Raw genomic sequence first — 18428 nt, forward strand, 5'->3', positions numbered from 1 at the left:
CCTAGACCATCGTGTCGGTGATCGGCAGACCGAACTCGGCGGCACCGAACATCACGTAGGCGCGCTCGGCGTCATTGGCGGCGTGCACACGACCGGCGTGCGCGTCGCGCCAGAAACGCTGGATGGGTGTGCCGTCCGCGAGTGCGGTGGCACCCGAGTTCTCGAAGAGACGGTCGATCGACGTGATTGCACGGCCGGTCGCGCGGACCTGGTCGCGACGCGCCCGCAGCCGCAGTTCCATCGGAACCTCCTCGCCGGCGAGGAGGTGGGCGTACTCGTCGGCGACGTTGCCCGACAGCTGACGCCAGGCCGCGTCGATGTCGCTGGAGGCCTCGGCGATGCGCACCTTGGCGAACGGATCGTCCTTGGCCTTCTCGCCGGCGTACGCCGCACGGACACGCTTGCCCTGGTGTTCGACGTGCGCCTCGTACGCGCCGTAGGCCATGCCGACGATGGGCGTCGAGATGGTCGTGGGATGGATGGTGCCCCACGGCATCTTGTAGACGGGTGCGGTGTTGCGCTCGAGCCCGGGCGAGGCGAGGTCGTTCATGGCCTTGAAGCTGAGGAAGCGGTGGCGCGGGACGAAGACGTCCTTCACCTTGATCGTGTTGGATCCGGTGCCGCGCAGGCCGACCACGTGCCACACGTCGTCGATCTCGTACTCGGAACGAGGGATCAGGAAGCTGCCGAAGTCGACGGGGCGGCCGTCCTTGATGACCGGGCCACCGACGACGACCCAGCTCGCGTGGTCGCATCCGGACGACCAGGCCCACGCACCGTTGACCTTGTATCCGCCGTCGACGACCTCACCGGCACCCATGGGCGCGTAGGACGAGGAGATGCGGACGTCGGTGTCGTCGCCCCAGACCTCTTCCTGGGCCTGCTGGTCGAAGAGTGCGAGGTGCCAGTTGTGGACGCCGATGATGCCGGAGACCCATCCGGTCGAGCCGCACGCGCTCGCGATGTTGCGCACCGCGGTGAAGAAGGTGACGGGATCGGCCTCGTATCCACCCCACTGGGCCGGTTGCAGAAGTTTGAAGAAGCCGGCCTCCTGGAGTTCCTTGATCGAGTCGTCGGGCACCCGGCGCAGATTCTCGGCCTCCTGCGCACGTTCTCGCAGCGTGGGCAGCAGAGCGTCGATCCGCTGCAGTACCTCGTGGCTGTCGTGGTCACCCACTGGACGCTCCCGTCTGTTCAGGAATTGATCGCTTGTACCGAGACTAGAACATGTTCTTATTCGTGTCGAGACGCGCCGCACCCGCAGGTAGACAATCCCTATGGCGGGACCAAAGTCCCCGAACCCTTCCCCTCGGGACGCGACTTCTATAACGTGTTCTAGAAGAGATTTCCGGAAGGAAGTGAGCGGACATGGCACAGATTCGCGAGATCGACGTCGGAGAGGTCCGGACGCGTTTCGCGCGAGGCTGGCACTGCCTCGGCCTCAGTCGCACGTTCAAGGACGGCAAGCCTCACGCCGTCGAGGCCTTCGGCACGAAACTCGTGGTGTGGGCCGACAGCAACGGCGACGCGAAGGTGCTCGACGCGTACTGCCGCCACATGGGCGGCGACCTGTCACAGGGCGAGATCAAGGGCGATTCGGTTGCGTGCCCGTTCCACGACTGGCGCTGGGGCGGCAACGGCAAGTGCACGGACATCCCGTACGCCAAGCGTGTTCCCCCGCTGGCCCGCACCCGTTCGTGGATCACGATGGAGAAGCACGGCCAGCTGTTCGTGTGGAACGACCCCGAGGGCAACACCCCGCCTCCGGAGGTCACCATCCCCGAGATCGAGCAGTACGGCTCGGACGAGTGGACGGACTGGACCTGGAACCAGATCCGGATCGAAGGTTCCAACTGTCGCGAGATCATCGACAACGTCGTCGACATGGCGCACTTCTTCTACATCCACTACGCCTTCCCCACGTTCTTCAAGAACGTCTTCGAGGGGCACATCGCGGAGCAGTACCTCAACACCCGCGGCCGGCCGGACAAGGGTATGGCGACGCAGTACGGGCTGGAGTCGACGCTCGAGTCGTACGCGGCCTATTACGGCCCCTCCTACATGATCAATCCGCTGAAGAACAACTACGGTGGGTACCAGACCGAATCCGTGCTGATCAACTGCCACTACCCGATCACGCACGATTCGTTCATGCTGCAGTACGGCATCATCGTCAAGAAGCCGCAGGGCATGTCACCCGAGCAGTCCGACGTGCTGGCCGCCAAGCTCACCGAGGGTGTCGGCGAGGGCTTCCTGCAGGACGTCGAGATCTGGAAGAACAAGACAAAGATCGACAATCCCCTGCTGTGCGATGAGGACGGTCCGGTCTACCAGCTCCGCCGCTGGTACGAGCAGTTCTACGTCGACGTCGCCGACGTGACGGAGAAGATGACGGGCCGCTTCGAGTTCGAGGTCGACACCGCCAAGGCCAACGAGGCCTGGGAGAAGGAGGTCGCCGAGAATCTCGAACGTAAGAAGCGCGAGGAAGAACAGGGCAAGCAGGAAGCGGAGGTGTGACGATGAGTGCCTCGACCCGGCGGAGCAGATGGGCGAAGTCCCCGGACTTCTCCCAGTGGCCCGAGCGGGCCGAGGCCGTCGCCGCCCAGACCGCGATCGACAAGATCAACTATCTGGATTCGGGTCAGCACGAGGTGCAGTGCCGCGAGTGCGGCACCTGCGTGCTGGTGCGCAAGAACAGCCTGTCGCACACGAGCGTGCAGTGGCAGGAGGATCCGGACACCGTGTGCCCGACCTTCCGCGAGACCGCCTCGCTCCGAGGCTCGTCCATCACACCGCGCGAAGGGTGTCCGCGGCTCCGGGAGAGCATCGACCGGGCCGTGCTCGACGGCACCCTTCCCGTACCGGACGGATCACCCACCTGACCGATTCCGACCCCGATCGACCCCGCGACGGCACCGTCCCTATCGGACGGTGCCGTCGCTCGTCGTCGGCCGGCGATATCGCGTTCCAGTGTCGGCGTCACCGCGTCTTCGCTTCACGTCCAGGACTCTTCACATTCGGGGATGGACTCGGCACCGCCATTTCTATAACGTGTTCTACATGACGAAGCAGGAGTACGACATCGTTGTCGTCGGCAGCGGTGCCGGCGGAATGACCGCCGCCCTCACCGCAGCCCGCAAGGGCGCCGACGTGGTCCTGATCGAGAAGGCGTCGCGCTACGGCGGGTCGAGCGCCCGATCGGGCGGCGGTGTGTGGATTCCCAACAACGAGGCGCTGAAGTCCGCCGGGGTGGACGACACCCCCGAAGAAGCCCGGAAGTACCTCCACAGCATCATCGGCGACGGCGTACCTGCCGAGAAGATCGACACCTACATCGATCGCGGACCGGAGATGCTCTCCTTCGTCCTGAAGAACAGCGCCCTCGAACTGCAATGGGTACCGAGCTATTCCGACTACTACCCCGAGGCGCCGGGCGGACGTCCCAGTGGCCGTTCGGTCGAACCGACGCCCTTCGACGGCCGCCGTCTCGGCGAGGATCTCGCTCTCCTCGAACCCGACTACGCCCGAGCTCCCAAGAACTTCGTCATCACCCAGGCCGACTACAAGTGGCTGAACCTGCTCATGCGGAATCCGCGCGGACCGGTTCGCGCCATGCGGGTCGGCGCTCGGTTCGTCTGGGCGAACATCACCAAGAAGCACCTGCTCGTCCGAGGCCAGGCACTCATGGCCGGGCTGCGGATCGGTCTGCGCGACGCCGGTGTGCCCCTGCTACTGGAGACGGCGCTCACCGACCTCGTCGTCGAGGACGGGGTCGTGCGCGGCGTCGAGGTGGTCGCGAACGGCGAGAAGTGCGTCATCCGTGCCCGCAAGGGCGTGATCCTCGCAAGCGGCGGTTTCGAGCACAACGCCGAGATGCGGGCGCAGTACCAGCGTCAGCCGATCGGCACCGAGTGGACCGTGGGCGCGAAGGCGAACACCGGAGACGGCATCCGCGCCGGACAGAAGCTGGGCGCCGCAGTCGATTTCATGGACGATGCCTGGTGGGGACCGTCCTTCACTCTCACCGGCGGCCCGTGGTTCGCACTGTCGGAACGCAGCCTCCCCGGGTGCCTCATGGTCAACGCCGCAGGCAAGCGTTTCGTCAACGAGTCGGCGCCCTACGTCGAAGCGACGCATGCGATGTACGGCGGCAAGCACGGCCGCGGCGAGGGACCGGGCGAGAACATCCCCAGCTGGCTGATCCTCGATCAGCGCTACCGCGACCGCTACACCTTCGCCGGCATCACCCCCCGCACTCCCTTCCCCCGCCGGTGGCTCGAGGCCGGGGTGCTCGTCAAGGCCGGTTCCGTCGCCGAACTCGCCGAGAAGATCGGGGTACCGGCCGACGCCCTCACCGAGACGGTGCAGCGGTTCAACGGCTTCGCCCGGGCCGGCAAGGACGAGGACTTCGGCCGCGGCGAATCCCACTACGACCACTACTACGGGGATCCGCGCAACAAGCCGAATCCGAGCCTCGGCGTGGTCGACAAGGCCCCGTTCTACGCGTTCAAGGTGGTCCCCGGCGATCTCGGCACCAAGGGCGGGCTCGTCACCGATGTCCATGGCCGGGTGGTGCGCGAGGACGGCAGCGTGATCGACGGCCTGTACGCGACCGGTAACGCCAGCTCCCCGGTCATGGGTCACACCTACGCCGGGCCCGGCGCCACCATCGGACCGGCGATGACCTTCGGCTATCTCGCGGCCCTGGACATCCTGGACCGCACGCGTGACGAACGTGCCGAAGAGCTGCGAGAATCCGCCGACACCGTGTGACCCGATCGACTCGCGTTCGAGCCGTAGAAAGGAAGTACCCGTGCCCATCGATCCCTCGGTTGCCGTCGGAGCCGAACTGCCCGCTCAGGAGTTCGAGTGGAGCAGCACCGATGTCCAGCTCTACAACCTCGGCATCGGTGCCGGGTCCCATCCCACCGACGCGGGTGAACTGCGTTACCTCCGGGACAGGGGTCCCCAGGTACTCCCCACCTTCGCGACCGTCGCCGCGACCTTCCACCAGGTCGAGCCGCCGAAGGTCTCGTTCCCCGGGATCGAGATCGATCTCGCCAAGGTCGTCCACGGCAGCCAGGAGGTGACCGTGCACGCGCCCATCCCCGCTTCGGGCAAGGGCCGCACGGTCACCCGCGTCGCCGAGGTGTGGGACAAGGGCAAGGCCGCGGTCGTCGTGCAGGAATCGGTGACCGAAGATCTCGACGGCAATCCCCTGTGGACCGCGCGGTCGTCGATCTTCGCCCGCGGTGAGGGTGGTTTCGGCGGCGAGCGCGGCCCGTCGGAGTCGGTGGAGTATCCCGATCGTGAACCGGACGCCGAGTTCGACGTGCCGACCCTTCCACAGCAGGCGCTGCTCTACCGCCTGTGCGGCGACCGCAATCCCCTCCACTCCGATCCCGAGTTCGCATCCGCGGCGGGCTTCCCGGCACCAATTCTGCACGGGCTGTGCACCTACGGCATCGTATGCAAGGCGGTGACCGACGGTCTGCTCGACGCCGACGCATCGCGCGTGAAGGGATTCCGCGCCCGGTTCGCCGGTGTGGTCTTCCCCGGCGAGACCCTCCGGGTGCGCGTGTGGAACGACGGCGACCGCAAACTCGTGACCGTCTCCGTCATCGAACGCGATCTCGCCCCTGCCCTGGCCGACGTGGTACTCACCGTGGCGTGATCGCCACGCCCTCCCGAAAGAGCGACATTCGAACATGACACTTCGTGATTCGTCGCCGCGCCTGTCGCGGCGCGGTTTCCTCGCGGCCGGCGCCGGTGCGTTGGCGGTCTCCGCCATCGGTGGATGGACCCCGGTACATGCCGTCCCCTCCGGGTCCGCGGCCTCGACGCTCCCCACTCCCCCGGTGTTCCCCGACGGCATCGATCTCTACCAGCAGGCGTACCAGAACTGGTCCAAGGAGATCATGCTGGACGCCATCTGGACCTGCGCGCCTCGCACCCCCGACGACGTGGTGCGCCTGGTGAACTGGGCGCACGAGAACGGATACACCATCCGTCCGCGCGGGGCCATGCACGGCTGGACACCGCTGACGATCGTCAACGGCGCACCCGTCGACCGGGTGATCCTCGCCGACACCATGCTCCATCTCGACTGGGTCCAGGTGAACCCCGGAGGCTCCCCCGCGACCGTCACGGCAGGTCCCGGCGCGACGCTCGACGTCATCACCACTGCATTGCAGGACCACGGTCTCGGACTCGCGAATCTTCCTGCGCCCGGCGTGTTGTCGATCGCCGGGGCGCTCGCCGTCAACGCGCACGGCGCCGCCCTGCCCGCCAACGGTGAATCCACCCTCCCCGGTCACACCTTCGGGTCGCTGAGCAATCTCGTGACCGAACTGACCGCCGTCGTGTGGGACGGCAGCGCCTACGCACTGCGTACCTTCACCCGCGCCGATCCCGAGATCACCCCGCTGCTCACGCATCTCGGCCGGACGTTCATCACGTCCGTCACGTTGCAGGCCGGACCGAACTATCGCATGCGCTGCCAGTCCTTCACCGACATCACCTGGCAGGAGCTGTTCTCCCCCGCCGGTTCGCCGGGTCGGACCTTCGAGTCGTTCGTCGATTCGGCGGGGCGGGCCGAGGCGATCTGGTATCCGTTCACGGAACGTCCGTGGATGAAGGTGTGGTCGCTCGCACCGGAGAAGCCGGCCACCTCGCGGGAGGTCACCGGGCCGTACAACTACCCGTTCTCCGACAACGTGCCCGAACCGATCACCGACCTGCTGGGGCACATCACGGCCGGGAACACTTCGATCGCACCGGCTTTCGGTCAGACCTATTACGGCGTGACCGTGGCCGGTCTCGCAGCGACGGGATCGTCCGACATCTGGGGCTGGTCGAAGGATCTGCAGTTCTACATCAAGGCGACCACCCTGCGACTGACCGAGGGTGGCGGTGCGGTGCTCACGAACCGCACCAACATCGCCAACGTGATCCACGACTTCGCGCACTGGTTCTCCGAGCGCATCGAGCACTACCGCAGCCTGGGACAGTTCCCTCTCAACGGTCCGGTCGAAATCCGGTGCTGCGGACTGGATCGGCCGGAGGACGTCCTCGTCCCGTCGGCGGGACCGCCGACGATCGCGTCGACCCGCCCGCGTCCCGACCACCCGGAATGGGACACCGCCATCTGGCTCAACGTTCTCGGTGTCCCGGGAACTCCCGGCATGTTCGCCTTCTACCGGGAGATGGAGCAGTGGATGCGGCAGCGGTACAACGGAAGCGACTCGACCTTCCGGCCGGAATGGTCGAAGGGCTGGGCGTTCGGTCCCGACCTGCCGTACACCGACGAGCAGATCCTGACGCAGGGCCTGCCCGACACCTACCGGGAAGGTGTTCCCTCGGACGAGAACTGGGATTCGGCTCGCGCGGTCTACAACCGTCTCGATCCGCATCGGGTCTTCAGCAACACCTTCATCGACACCCTGCTCCCCTGATCTCCCACGGGCGTCCTCGCTCACCACGGGCACAGCGCAGTCCTTTGCTAGGGTTCGCATCATGCGGAACGTGCGAAGGTGGATCGGTGCTGCTGCTGTGCCCGTGCTGGTTCTCGCGGGAGGTGTGACACTCGCGGGAACCGCGGTGGCCCTTCCCGACACGGGTTCGGTCGCCGTGTCGAACGGCACCGACGCCCCGGTGACCTTCGAGGCCGACGGCACCACCTTCCACGGCAGCCTCCGCAACCCGGACGGAGCCGCGGTGGCCGCCGCACTGCTGCTCCCGGGCAGCGGCACCACCGATCGCAACGGCAACCAGCCCGGCTGGGCGGCCGACACCCTGGTGCGCACCGCGGACGCACTCGCCGCCCACGGCATCGCGAGCCTGCGCTTCGACAAGATCGGGGCCGGTGAGACGGGCCTCGGGTCCTACACGGTCGAGACCATCGGCGAGTACGGCTTCACCGAGCAGGTCGACCACGCCGAAGCCGCGGTGCGTCTGCTCGCTGAACACACCGGAGTCTCCCCCGAGGAGATCCTCGTCCTCGGACACAGCGAGGGTGCACTGACCGCGCTCGCACTCGCCGATCGCGGTATCGGAAGCGGCTTCGCACTTCTCGCTCCGCTGCCGATGCGCTACCTGGACCTGCTGACCGCCCAGCTGAATGCCGTGGTGGATTCCGGACAGCTCGGCCCCGACGGCGAGGCGGTCCGGGCCGACCTGCCGCGTGCCGTCGAGTCGCTGCGGACGACCGGGGCCTTCCCCACCGATCTGCACCCGATCCTCGCGCAGTTCGGCATGAACCCCGCGAACGCGAAGTTCCTCTTCGAGTCCGACCAGCTCGACCCGGTTGAGCTCGCCGCGGAGCTGGCGGCCGACACCCCGGTGCTGCTCACCTGTTCCGACAAGGACCTGAACATCAACTGCGCGCAGGTCGAGCCGCTGCGAAACGCCCTCGCCCACACCGACCTGCAGTTCGAGCACTTCACCACCGCCAACCACAGTCTCGAGGAACTCGGCCCGCTGCAGCCCGGCCCGGCCGACCAGGTGGCGCTGCTGCCCACCTCGTTCGAGTTCTCGGCGGCGATCGACAGTTGGGCGGCCGCACGCGGTCGCTGACTGTCGTGTTGTAGGTGATTGTCGTGGTGTAGCTCGGGTATCCCGGGCACATGACAGCACTGCACGCCGTGGCCCTGAACTGCACGCTCAAGCCGTCCCCCGCCGAGTCCAGCACCGACAAGATGGTGGCGCACGTGTTCGACGCACTGTCGAAGCACGACGTCAGCGTCGAAACCGTCCGGGTCGTCGACTTCGACGTCAAGCCCGGTGTCGAAGCCGACATGGGCGATGGGGATCAATGGCCGGAGATCGTCGAGCGCATCGTCTCGGCCGACATCCTGCTCGTCGCCACACCGACCTGGGTGGGACACATGTCGAGCGTCGCCCAGCGCGTCCTCGAGCGGCTCGATGCCGAACTGTCGAACACCGACGACGAGAACCGTCCACGCATGGTGGGCAAGGTCGGGATCGCCGCAGTCGTCGGCAACGAGGACGGCGCGCACAAGATCGTCGCCGACCTGTTCCAGAGCCTCAACGACATCGGTTTCTCGATCCCTGCGCAGGGCTCGACCTACTGGAACGGCGAGGCGATGTCGGGCACCGACTTCAAGGATCTCGACGAGATCCCCGAAGCGGTGCGCTCGACCACCGAATCCGTCGCCCGCAACGCCGTGCACCTGGCGACGCTGTTGCGTCAGCGCCAGTACGCGCCCTACCCGGGATGAACCCACCCGCCGGCCGGACGCCGACGGTCAGCGGCTGACGGCCTTTTGGTACCTGCGGATCGCGAACGGCACGAACACGATCAGCATCAACGCTGTCCACATCAGCGACGCGAGGACCGGATTCTGCAGGGGCCACACGTCGGGGGGCGGCACCATGGGATTGGTGTTGCCGAACAGTTCGCGGACCGCCTGCGTGACGGCCGAGATGGGATTCCACTCGGCGATGACGCGCAGCACCGTCGGCATCGACGACGGGTCGACGAACGTGTTGGCGATGAACGACAGCGGGAAGATCACCATGAAGCTCGCGTTGTTGAAGACCTCGGGCGTGCGGATCCACATGCCGATCACGGCCATCACCCACGACAGGGCGTAGGCGAACAACAACAGCAACAGGTAGCCGGCGAGCGCCTCACCGACCGAGGTGTTGATCCGCCACCCCACGAGAAGACCGGTCAACGACATCACCACGAGGCTGAGCACATTGATCAGCACGTCGGTGCTGGTGCGTCCGATGAGCACCGCGGACGGGGCCATCGGCAGCGACCGGAACCGGTCGATGATGCCCTTCTGCAGGTCTTCGACCATCCCGAGGCCCGTCCAGGTGGATCCGAAGATGACCGTCTGGGTGAAGATGCCTGCGATGAGGAACTCCCGGTACGAGACGCCGGGAACGTCGATCGCGCTGCCGAAGACGTATGCGAAGAGCAGCACGAACATGATCGGCGACAGCGTCGTGAAGACCAGCAGATCCGGCACACGCTTGATCTTGATCATGTTGCGCTTGGCAATGGTCAGGCCGTCGGATGCGACCATCTCGAGTGTGTTCACGACACCGCCTCCTCGACCTTCTCGTCCGTGCCGCGACCGGTGAGCGTGAGGAACACGTCGTCGAGGGTCGGTTTCCGCAGTGCGACGTCGGAGACCCGGATGCCCGCGGCCGACAGCTTCCCGAGCGCCGTCACGAGCCCGTCGGTTCCGCCGCCCGAGTCGCCGCTGACCGGCACGGTGATGCGGCCGGTACTGCGCTCGACCCTGACCTCCCCGGACGCCACCGATTCGAGCTCGCGAACCGCGCGGTCGCGCTGATCGGAGTCGGTCACGGCGAGTTCGATGCGTTCGCCACCGACGCGGCTCTTGAGCTCGTCGGCCGTGCCGCGGGCGATGACCGTGCCCCGATCGATCACGACGATGTCGTCGGCGAGGCGTTCGGCCTCGTCCATGTACTGCGTCGTCAGCAGCAGCGTCGTGCCGCGTTGCACGAGGGTGTCGATGACGTCCCACAACCCGAGGCGGGCCCGCGGATCGAGACCCGTCGTGGGTTCGTCGAGGAACAGCACCGGAGGATCGGCGACGAGCGCACCGGCGAGGTCGAGGCGGCGTCGCATACCGCCCGAATAACCCTTGACCGGGCGATCGCCCGCTTCTTCGAGATCGAACTGTTCGAGCAACTCGCGTGCCCGGAGGCGACTGCGTTTGGCGCCGAGGTGGTACAGCCGGCCGACCATCTCGAGGTTCTCGAAGCCTGTGAGATATTCGTCGACCGCCGCGTACTGCCCCGATGCTCCGATCCTGGAGCGGAGCTTTCGCGCCTCGGTGAGGACGTCGTATCCCGCCACTTCGGCGCGACCGGCATCGGGGACGAGCAGTGTCGTCAACACCCGCACCGTGGTGGTCTTTCCGGCCCCATTGGGCCCGAGGAGCGCGGTGACCGTCCCCTCCGGCACTCGCAGATCTACCCCGTCGAGCGCTCTGAGCTGCCCGTATGTCTTGATCAGTCCTTCTGCAACTATGGCGTCGGCCATCAGTTTCTCCCCTGACTGTGGTGGTGAGCACAGTGTGCACGAAGAGACCGACACGGTTCGACGGGTTTTCTCATCGCTCCGCCGGGAGGATCGCTCAGCCCGTCACCCGGGCGGCGTTGCCGGCGTCGATCGGCAGCACGGTGCCGGAGATGTGTGCGGACGCCTCGTCGGCGAAGAACAGAACCGCACGGGTGACCTCGGCCGGGTCGAGCCACGGCACCGGTTGTGCGTGCAGGGAGGTGAACACCGGAGCGACATCGTCGGCGGTCGGATGTTCGAGGTCGGGCCGCAGCATCCCGTAGAGCGCGTCGTTGTGGATCATCGGCGTGGAGATGTTGCCCGGGGCGACGGCGTTGACGGTGATGCCGTTCTGCGCGAGGTCCAGGGCCGCGCTCTTCGTCAGGCCGATCACGCCCCACTTCGACGCCGCATACGCGGCCATGTTGGTGTTGCCCGCTCGGCCGAGCATCGACGACACCGTGACGATACGACCGTAGCCGCGTTCGATCATCCCCGGCGTGACCGCGGCGACGGTGTTGAACACCCCGGTGAGATTGGACGCGATCGCTTCGTCCCACATCTCCTGCGGCATGCGGTACACCGGTGCCGCGACCGACACCCCGGCATTGGCGACCGCGATGTCGATCCGCCCGAGTTCGGCGTGGGCACGAGCCACCAGCGCGTCCATCGCCGGACGGTCGGCGGTGTCGAGTGTCGCAGAGACGGCGCGGCGACCGGTCGCCTCGACGAGTTGCACCGTCTCCGCGAGGTCCTCCTCGGTCGCCAGCGGATATCCCACCACCGGTGAGTCGGAACACCGGTCGCAGACGACCACGTCGGCGCCTGCCTCGGCGAATGCGACGGCGTGCGAGCGTCCTTGGCCCCGCGCCGCTCCCGTCACGAATGCGACCCTGCCCTCGAAACCCATCATGACGTCCTTCCGTCGGCGCGTGATCGCCTCCCTTGTACCGCGCCGAGCGAAAGGACGGATGGGTGATTCCCGGACAGCGGACATGCCCGGGGAGCAGGCACGAATCAGACGGGGATCAGAGCCCGGTCCGGGCCTTCACCCGTCCCTGTTCGATGGCGTCGTGCAGCGCCTGCAGGTCGCGTTCGTTGCGGTCCGCGTAGGCCACCGCGAACGACGAGACCGCCTCGTCGAACTCCTCGTCCGTGCCGAGATAGGCCGCCAGTGCGATCCGGTCGCCGGCCCGCGCATGGGCGAAGGCGAGGACTCGGCCGCAGAGTCGGCCGTAGAGCTTCAGGCCCTTGGGCACCATCTCCTCGATCACCGCCGAACCCTTGCCGTCGCGGAGCTGACGGATATAGAAATCCCGGTTCACCCCGTCGGCCCCGGCGCCCTGCTGCCAGCCGAGGAAGATGTCGCTCGCCGACTGCATCAGCCGCTGACCGTTGACGACCCGTTCGCCCTCGTTCCGGAAGGTCGGACCGTCGACGTAGTACGACAGCACCGAACGCTGGGCCTCCTTCGCCTGCAGGAACAACGGATCGTCGTCGTCCGCACCGCGCAGCAGGAGGATCCACGCCCGCGTGCCGACACTGCCCACTCCGACGACCTTCCGCGCGGCCTGGACCAGTTCGAACTGTTCGAGGAGGACTCGGCGGTCCCACTGTAGTGTCGCCCGGTACGAACGGACACGGCCGTACAACTCGTCGTAGATCGCCTCGGCGTCGAGGTCGGCGAAGACCTCTTCGACGGGCACGATGAGCGGCGGATCGCTGATGATCCGGCGGTGACCGTCGATGATGGTGGTCAGCTTCTCCAGTGCCTGGAGGCTGTCGCGGCGCGAGGCCTTGTCGAGCGCTTTCCGCGTGCGTTTTCCCATCTTCGCATCCAGCAGGCCGCCCAACTCCGCTATCTCGGTCGTGGGATCGAGGTGGGAGTACCGCACGGCCAGATTTCCGAGTTGCGCTTGCCTACAGATCGTCTCGCGGTACTCTGCGGCACATGCCCGGGTGATCTTCCGGCGTTCCTTCGCGGTGAACCCGTTGTCGCGACCGGCGATCTCGAGGCTTGCGACCAGGCGCTTGACGTCCCATTCGAACGGCCCCGGATAGGTTTCGTCGAAGTCGTTGACGTCGAAGGCCGTTCTCCGTTCCGGAGTCGCGAACAGGCCGAAATTGCTCGCGTGGGCGTCGCCGCACAGCTGTGTGTGCAGACCACTGTCGGATGTGCGCGACAGATCGTCGGCCATCACCAGTGCAGCACCGCGGAAGAACGCGAACGCCGACGTCGCCATGCGGCCGTACCGGACCGGAACGAGCTGGGGGACGCGCGACTGCGCCTGACTCTCGAGCAACGCGATCGGATCCCGGGACGACTCCCCGAGATCGGCCAGCGACTCGACGGGAGTGCCCCTCCGAGCGGCGAGACCGTTCTGGACCCGCTGTTCGCGAGTCGGATGCACGACATGTCCGTCCGTGACCGACATGGGTCCTCCCACGGGGATATCACCGGAGTGTGGGCCTTCATAGTAGGCAGGCCTGCGGTCCCCTGGGAGGGAAACGGCGTCAGGACCGCGACAGCACCAGCCCTGAGGTCGGAACTCCTGTTCCTGCCGTGACCAGGACGTGGTCGACGTCGTCGACCTGGTTGACGGCCGTGCCGCGGATCTGCCGTACGCCCTCCGCGATGCCGTTCATGCCGTGGATGTAGGCCTCGCCCAGCTGACCGCCGTGCGTGTTGATCGGTAGCCGTCCGCCCACCTGGATGCCGTCGGCGACGAAGTCCTTGGCCTCACCGCGGCCGCAGAAACCGAGTTCTTCGAGCTGCATGAGCACGTACGGGGTGAAGTGGTCGTAGAGCACGGCCGTGGCGATGTCCTGCGGCCCGATGCCCGCCTGCTCCCACAACTGGTCGCCGACGATGCCCATCTCCGGCAGGCCTGTGAGCCCGTCCCGGTAGTAGCTGGTCATGATGTACTGATCGGGTCCGCTCCCCTGCGCCGCGGCCGCGATCATCGCTGGGGTCTGCTTCAGGTCCTTCGCCCGCGCGGCGCTGGTGACGACGATCGCGACGCCGCCGTCCGACTCCTGGCAGCAGTCGAGCAGGTGCAGCGGCTCGGCGATCCACCGCGAGTTCTGGTGGTCCTCGAGCGTGATCGGCTTGCCGTGGAAGAACGCCTTCGGGTTCGTGGCGGCGTGCGCCCGATCCGCGACCGCCACGGCGCCGAAGTCGGCGCTCGTCGCACCGGAGACGTGCATGTAGCGTTGCGCGACCATCGCGACGAACGAGGCCGGTGTACTCAGCCCGTGCGGGTAGGAGAACGCGTTGTCGGTTCCCGACGAATTCACCTGTGCGGCAAGGTCAATGTTGACCTGCCCGTACCGCGCGCCGGACCGCTCGTTGAACGCCCGGTACGCGACCACCACGTCGGCCACGCCGGTCGCGACGGCCATCGCCGCCTGCTGCACCGTCGCGCACGCCGCACCGCCGCCGTAGTGGATGCGGGAGAAGAACTTCAGGTGCGGAATGCCCACCGAACGGGCCACGGCCACTTCGGTGTTGGTGTCCATCGTGAACGAGACCAGACCGTCGACGTCGGCCGGGGTCAGTCCCGCGTCGTCGAGGGCGGCGCACACCGCTTCGGCCGCGAGGCGGAGTTCGCTGCGGCCGGAGTCCTTCGAGAAGTCGGTCGCGCCGATGCCGACGATCGCCGCTGCACCCGACAGGCCGCTCATGCGGTGCCTCCGATCACGAAAGTAGCTGTGGCCGTGATGTGTTTGCCCAGACTGTTGGTGCCGGTGATGTCGACGGTGACCAGTCCGTCCTCGACGGACGCGACGGTGCCCGAGAGGGTCAGGGTGTCGTAGGCGTACCAGGGCACACCCAGTCTCAGCGAGATCGACTTCACCACCGCGCGGGGGCCGGCCCAGTCGGTGACGTAGCGCTGCACGAGGCCGGTGTCGGTGAGGATGTTGACGAAGATGTCCTTCGATCCGCGCTGCTGTGCCTTGTCGCGGTCGTGGTGCACGTCCTGGAAGTCGCGTGTGGCCAGGGCCGTCGACACGATGAAGGTGGGATCGGCGTGGATCTCGAGGGAGGGCAGGCTCACGCCCGTCGTGACGGTCGGGGTGCTCACACGTCCTCCTCGAGGGGCTTCCAGGCGTACAGCGTCCACGGCTGCCCGCCGGTCTCGTCGTCGCCGGGGAAGTCGAGGAAGGTGACCTCGACCGGCATCCCGATGCGTACCTGTCCAGGGTCGACGTCGCGGAGTTCACCGAGCATCCGGACACCCTCGTCGAGTTCGACGAGCGCGACGACGAAGGGCACCTGCCGCCCCGGCACCTTGGGAGCGTGGTGGACGACGAAGCTGAACACCGTTCCGCGACCGGAGGATACGACGTAGTCGGTGGTTTCCGACTTGTCGAGCCAGAGCGCCGGGACGGGTGGGTGCTGCAGGGTGCCGTCGGGGCGTCGCTGGATGCGCAGTTCGTGGGTGGCCACGCCGTCCCAGAAGAATTGCGTGTCGCGGGAGACGGACGGGCGGAGCATCCGCGTGGGGTCGAGATCGTCGGGTACCGCGGATGTGGGCCGGTCTTCCGACGTCTCCGCGCGCTCGTCCTTCGACGGCGGTGCGAACTTCAGGATGCGGAAGAGCATCTCGGCGACGACCTCGTCGCCGACCTTCCACAGGTTGCGGGTGGTGAAGAACCATCCCTCTCCGAGCCCGGTCCGCTTCGGGCCGACGACGTCCTCGAGGGTGGATTCGATCGTCACCTGCTCGCCGTGGCGCAGGTAGCGGTGGTAGATCTGGTCGCAGTTGGTGGCGACCACCGAGGTGTAGCCGGCGTCGTCGAGGATCTGCGTCATCCGGCCGAGCGGGTCGTCCTTCTCGCGTTCGGCGCCGAGGCCGCGCATCGTCCACACCTGCGCCATCGCGGGCGGGGCCACGAGACCACCGTGACCGGCTGCGATCGCCGCGGTCTCGTCGGTGTAGATCGGGTTGTCGTCGCCGATCGCCTCGAGCCAGTTGCGGATCATCGGCATGTTCACCGGATCGCGGCCGGGTCGCGGCGCGGACGGGCCGTCGCCGCGGACCTTCTCGGCCGCCTGCCGGATCTCCTCGGGGATCCTCCCCCGAGCATCTCGTGTCACCGAACCTTGTGTCACCGAATCTCGTGTCACCGAATTCTCCTGCCTCACCGCGGGACCCGCGGCATGCCCAGACCGGCGGTGGCGATCAGTTCGCGCATCACCTCGTTGACGCCACCGCCGAAGGTGATGACGACATTGCGTTTGGCCATCATGTCGAGCCAGCGGAGCAGATCGGCGGTGTCGTCGTCGGCCGGATCGCCGAAGGCACCGACGATCTCCTCGGCGAGGCGCCCGACGCGCTGGATCCGCTCGGTGGCGAACACCTTGGTCGCCGAGGCATCGGCGATGTCGACGGCGTCGTTGCTGCTCGCCGCGACCTGCCAGTTGAGCAGTTCGTTGAGTCGCCAGGTCGCGTGGATCTCGCCGAGTGCGCGTCGCACCTCGGGGCGGTCCCGGAGTTCGTGGGCGCGGACCCATTCGACGAGCCGGTCGTAGATGCCGGCGACGCGACCGGCCGGGCCGAGCATGACGCGTTCGTGGTTGAGTTGGGTGGTGATGAGCTTCCAGCCCTTGTTCTCCTCGCCGACGAGCATCTCGACGGGAACGCGTACGTCGCTGTAGTAGGTGGCGTTGACGTGGTGGGCACCGTCGCACGTGATGATCGGCGTCCAGCTGAAGCCGGGATCCTTGGTGTCGACGATGAGCACGGAGATGCCGCGGTGACGCGAGTCGGCGGGGCCGGTGCGGACGGCGAGCCAGATGTAGTCGGCGTCGTGCCCGCCGGTGGTGAAGATCTTCTGTCCGTTGACGATGTAGTGGTCGCCGTCGCGGACGGCGGTGGTGCGCAGGGCGGCGAGGTCGGTACCGGCCTCGGGTTCGGAGTAGCCGATGGCGAAGTGCACCTCGCCGGCGAGGATGGCGGGCAGGAACTTTCGCTTCTGTTCGTCGGTCCCGTAGACCTGCAGGGTCGGGCCGACGGTCTGCAGGGTGACGCTCGGCAACGGCACGTCGGCGCGGACGGCCTCGTTGGCGAAGATCTGCTGTTCCACGTCGCCGAAGCCGCGGCCGCCGAACTCGACGGGCCAGCCTACGCCGAGCCAACCGTCCTTGCCCATGCGACGCACGACCTCGCGATAGGTGGGGCCGTGCCGCTCCGTGCGCATGATCGCAGCCTCCTCGGGTGAGACGAGGCTGCTGAAGTAGCGCCGCAGTTCGGCTTGCAGTGCGCGCTGGTCGTCGGTCAGATCGATGAACACCGGGCCCCCACGAGGTCGAGTCGGTACGAGGCGCCGCCGAGCAACCGGGCGAGGTCCTTGGCGGTCGACGAGTACTTGTGCAGCGGATAGGTCTCGTCCACACCCACGCCGCCGTGCAGGTGGTGCAGCACCCGCATGGCCGGCGGCAGTTCGGCGGCGATCCAGTAGGCGGTGATGTCGAGATCGTCCGCGGCGTCGAGACCTTCGGCCAGGCGCCAGACCGACGACAGCGCCGCGACGTGCAGGGTGCGGGCGGTGACGTAGACGTCGGCGATCTGCTGTGCGACGGCCTGGAAGGTCGCGAGCGGCTTGCCGAACTGGTGCCGCTCGCTGACGTGCTTCGCCGTGAGTTCGGTTGCCCCGGAGAGCAGTCCGTCGGCGAATGCCGCCACGGCGGCGAGCGCGATCCGGTGGAGTGTCGCCACGGCGTCGGTGCCGGATTCGGCGAGCAGGACACCCACGGCGCCGTCGGCGCGCACCGAGAACTCGGGAGAGCCGGTCGAGGTGGGGCTCGAACGCAGGGTCATGCCCACGGCGTCGGGAGCCACCGCGACCACGCCTGCGTCGGTGGGCAGCAGCACCACGCGTGCCCGGTCGGCGTAGGGCACGGCGACGAACGAACCGGTGACCGCGTGGCCCCCGTCGGTGGCGACCGCCGTGGCGGCCGGTTGCTCCGGGAAGGCGCGTCCCGGTTCGCCGAGCGCGGCTGTGAGCACGGCTCCTTGGGCGACGCCTGCGAGCAGGTCGTCCTGTTGCTGTTCGGAGGCGAGCGCGAGGATCGGCAGCACGCCCAGGCCGAGGGTGGCCAGGGCCGGGGTCTGCGCGGCTCCGCGTCCGATCTCGGTGAGCACGGTGGCGACCTCGCCGAGCCCGAGGCCCGACCCGCCGAGACGCTCCGGCAGAGCGAGCGAGAGCAGGTCGGCGTCGGCCAGCGCGGCCCACAACGCGTCGTCGGTGAGGCCGCGTTTCAGGAGACCGGCCGCCACACCGGCGATTTCCTCCTGTGTCTCGTCACGTGCGAAGTCCACGGTCACCCACCTTCGAATAGAACGTGTTCTAGTTGTAGCAC

Annotated in this window: 17 protein-coding genes; 7 read left to right on the top strand and 10 right to left on the bottom strand. The window is 67.3% G+C overall.

Annotated elements, in window-relative coordinates:
* Position 1 precedes the first annotated feature (1 nt).
* Positions 2 to 1177 (bottom strand): 3-hydroxy-9,10-secoandrosta-1,3,5(10)-triene-9,17-dione monooxygenase oxygenase subunit, encoded by a 1176-nt coding sequence (gene hsaA / locus M3330_RS09180; RefSeq protein ID WP_006550450.1) that lies wholly within the window; start codon positions 1175 to 1177, stop codon positions 2 to 4.
* A 191-nt stretch (positions 1178 to 1368) separates the two neighbouring features.
* Here hsaA and M3330_RS09185 point away from each other — a divergent pair, with 191 nt between their 5' ends.
* The 7 genes from M3330_RS09185 (at position 1369) to M3330_RS09215 (ending at position 9239) form a co-directional block, all read left to right on the top strand.
* The gene (locus tag M3330_RS09185) at positions 1369 to 2517 is read left to right on the top strand and encodes a Rieske 2Fe-2S domain-containing protein (RefSeq protein WP_006550451.1); all 1149 of its coding nucleotides are present in this window, start codon (positions 1369 to 1371) and stop codon (positions 2515 to 2517) included.
* Positions 2518 to 2519: 2 nt separating this feature from the next.
* Positions 2520 to 2882, top strand: a complete 363-nt coding sequence (locus tag M3330_RS09190) for a hypothetical protein (protein ID WP_033096911.1) — start codon at positions 2520 to 2522, stop codon at positions 2880 to 2882.
* A gap of 178 nt (positions 2883 to 3060) precedes the next feature.
* Positions 3061 to 4773, top strand: coding sequence for a 3-oxosteroid 1-dehydrogenase (kstD, locus tag M3330_RS09195; protein ID WP_255028550.1), 1713 nt, complete (start codon positions 3061 to 3063; stop codon positions 4771 to 4773).
* A gap of 40 nt (positions 4774 to 4813) precedes the next feature.
* Positions 4814 to 5674: a MaoC/PaaZ C-terminal domain-containing protein gene (locus M3330_RS09200; protein ID WP_255028551.1), complete on the top strand. Its 861-nt coding sequence runs from the start codon at positions 4814 to 4816 to the stop codon at positions 5672 to 5674.
* A 34-nt stretch (positions 5675 to 5708) separates the two neighbouring features.
* Positions 5709 to 7454, top strand: a complete 1746-nt coding sequence (locus M3330_RS09205) for a cholesterol oxidase substrate-binding domain-containing protein (RefSeq protein ID WP_255028552.1) — start codon at positions 5709 to 5711, stop codon at positions 7452 to 7454.
* A gap of 61 nt (positions 7455 to 7515) precedes the next feature.
* Positions 7516 to 8574, top strand: coding sequence for a S9 family peptidase (locus M3330_RS09210; RefSeq protein ID WP_228044839.1), 1059 nt, complete (start codon positions 7516 to 7518; stop codon positions 8572 to 8574).
* 50 nt (positions 8575 to 8624) lie between these two features.
* Positions 8625 to 9239, top strand: coding sequence for a flavodoxin family protein (locus M3330_RS09215; RefSeq protein ID WP_019290163.1), 615 nt, complete (start codon positions 8625 to 8627; stop codon positions 9237 to 9239).
* A 27-nt stretch (positions 9240 to 9266) separates the two neighbouring features.
* On the opposite strand, the gene M3330_RS09220 is transcribed toward M3330_RS09215, so the two are convergent.
* The 9 genes from M3330_RS09220 to M3330_RS09260 all read right to left on the bottom strand — a co-directional run bounded on the left by M3330_RS09220 (position 9267) and on the right by M3330_RS09260 (position 18387).
* Positions 9267 to 10055 carry an ABC transporter permease gene (locus M3330_RS09220; protein WP_170318477.1) on the bottom strand — a complete coding sequence of 263 codons (789 nt, stop codon included), beginning with the start codon at positions 10053 to 10055 and terminating at the stop codon, positions 9267 to 9269.
* 11 nt (positions 10056 to 10066) lie between these two features.
* On the bottom strand, positions 10067 to 11044 hold the full coding sequence (locus tag M3330_RS09225; protein WP_024102877.1) for a daunorubicin resistance protein DrrA family ABC transporter ATP-binding protein: 978 nt from the start codon (positions 11042 to 11044) through the stop codon (positions 10067 to 10069).
* A 94-nt stretch (positions 11045 to 11138) separates the two neighbouring features.
* Entirely contained in the window at positions 11139 to 11975 is an 837-nt protein-coding gene (locus M3330_RS09230; RefSeq protein WP_197481867.1) for a mycofactocin-coupled SDR family oxidoreductase, read from the bottom strand.
* Positions 11976 to 12090: 115 nt separating this feature from the next.
* Positions 12091 to 13497 carry a DUF2252 domain-containing protein gene (locus M3330_RS09235; RefSeq protein WP_064256763.1) on the bottom strand — a complete coding sequence of 469 codons (1407 nt, stop codon included), beginning with the start codon at positions 13495 to 13497 and terminating at the stop codon, positions 12091 to 12093.
* Positions 13498 to 13576: 79 nt separating this feature from the next.
* The gene (locus M3330_RS09240) at positions 13577 to 14746 is read right to left on the bottom strand and encodes a lipid-transfer protein (protein ID WP_019290166.1); all 1170 of its coding nucleotides are present in this window, start codon (positions 14744 to 14746) and stop codon (positions 13577 to 13579) included.
* A complete protein-coding gene (locus M3330_RS09245) occupies positions 14743 to 15147 on the bottom strand; it encodes a MaoC family dehydratase (RefSeq protein ID WP_255028553.1) in 405 nt (134 codons plus the stop codon). The genes M3330_RS09240 and M3330_RS09245 overlap by 4 nt, the downstream gene beginning before the upstream one ends.
* Positions 15144 to 16163: a bifunctional MaoC family dehydratase N-terminal/OB-fold nucleic acid binding domain-containing protein gene (locus M3330_RS09250; protein ID WP_006550464.1), complete on the bottom strand. Its 1020-nt coding sequence runs from the start codon at positions 16161 to 16163 to the stop codon at positions 15144 to 15146. Before M3330_RS09250 ends, M3330_RS09245 begins: the two co-directional genes overlap by 4 nt.
* A gap of 44 nt (positions 16164 to 16207) precedes the next feature.
* Complete coding sequence (locus M3330_RS09255; protein ID WP_006550465.1) at positions 16208 to 17359, bottom strand: acyl-CoA dehydrogenase family protein; 1152 nt, start codon at positions 17357 to 17359, stop codon at positions 16208 to 16210.
* Entirely contained in the window at positions 17344 to 18387 is a 1044-nt protein-coding gene (locus M3330_RS09260; RefSeq protein WP_255028554.1) for an acyl-CoA dehydrogenase family protein, read from the bottom strand. The genes M3330_RS09255 and M3330_RS09260 overlap by 16 nt, the downstream gene beginning before the upstream one ends.
* Between the last annotated feature and the right edge of the window lie 41 nt (positions 18388 to 18428).

The sequence above is a fragment of the Rhodococcus sp. GA1 genome, assembly GCF_024321955.1.
Classification (GTDB): domain Bacteria; phylum Actinomycetota; class Actinomycetes; order Mycobacteriales; family Mycobacteriaceae; genus Rhodococcus; species Rhodococcus pyridinivorans.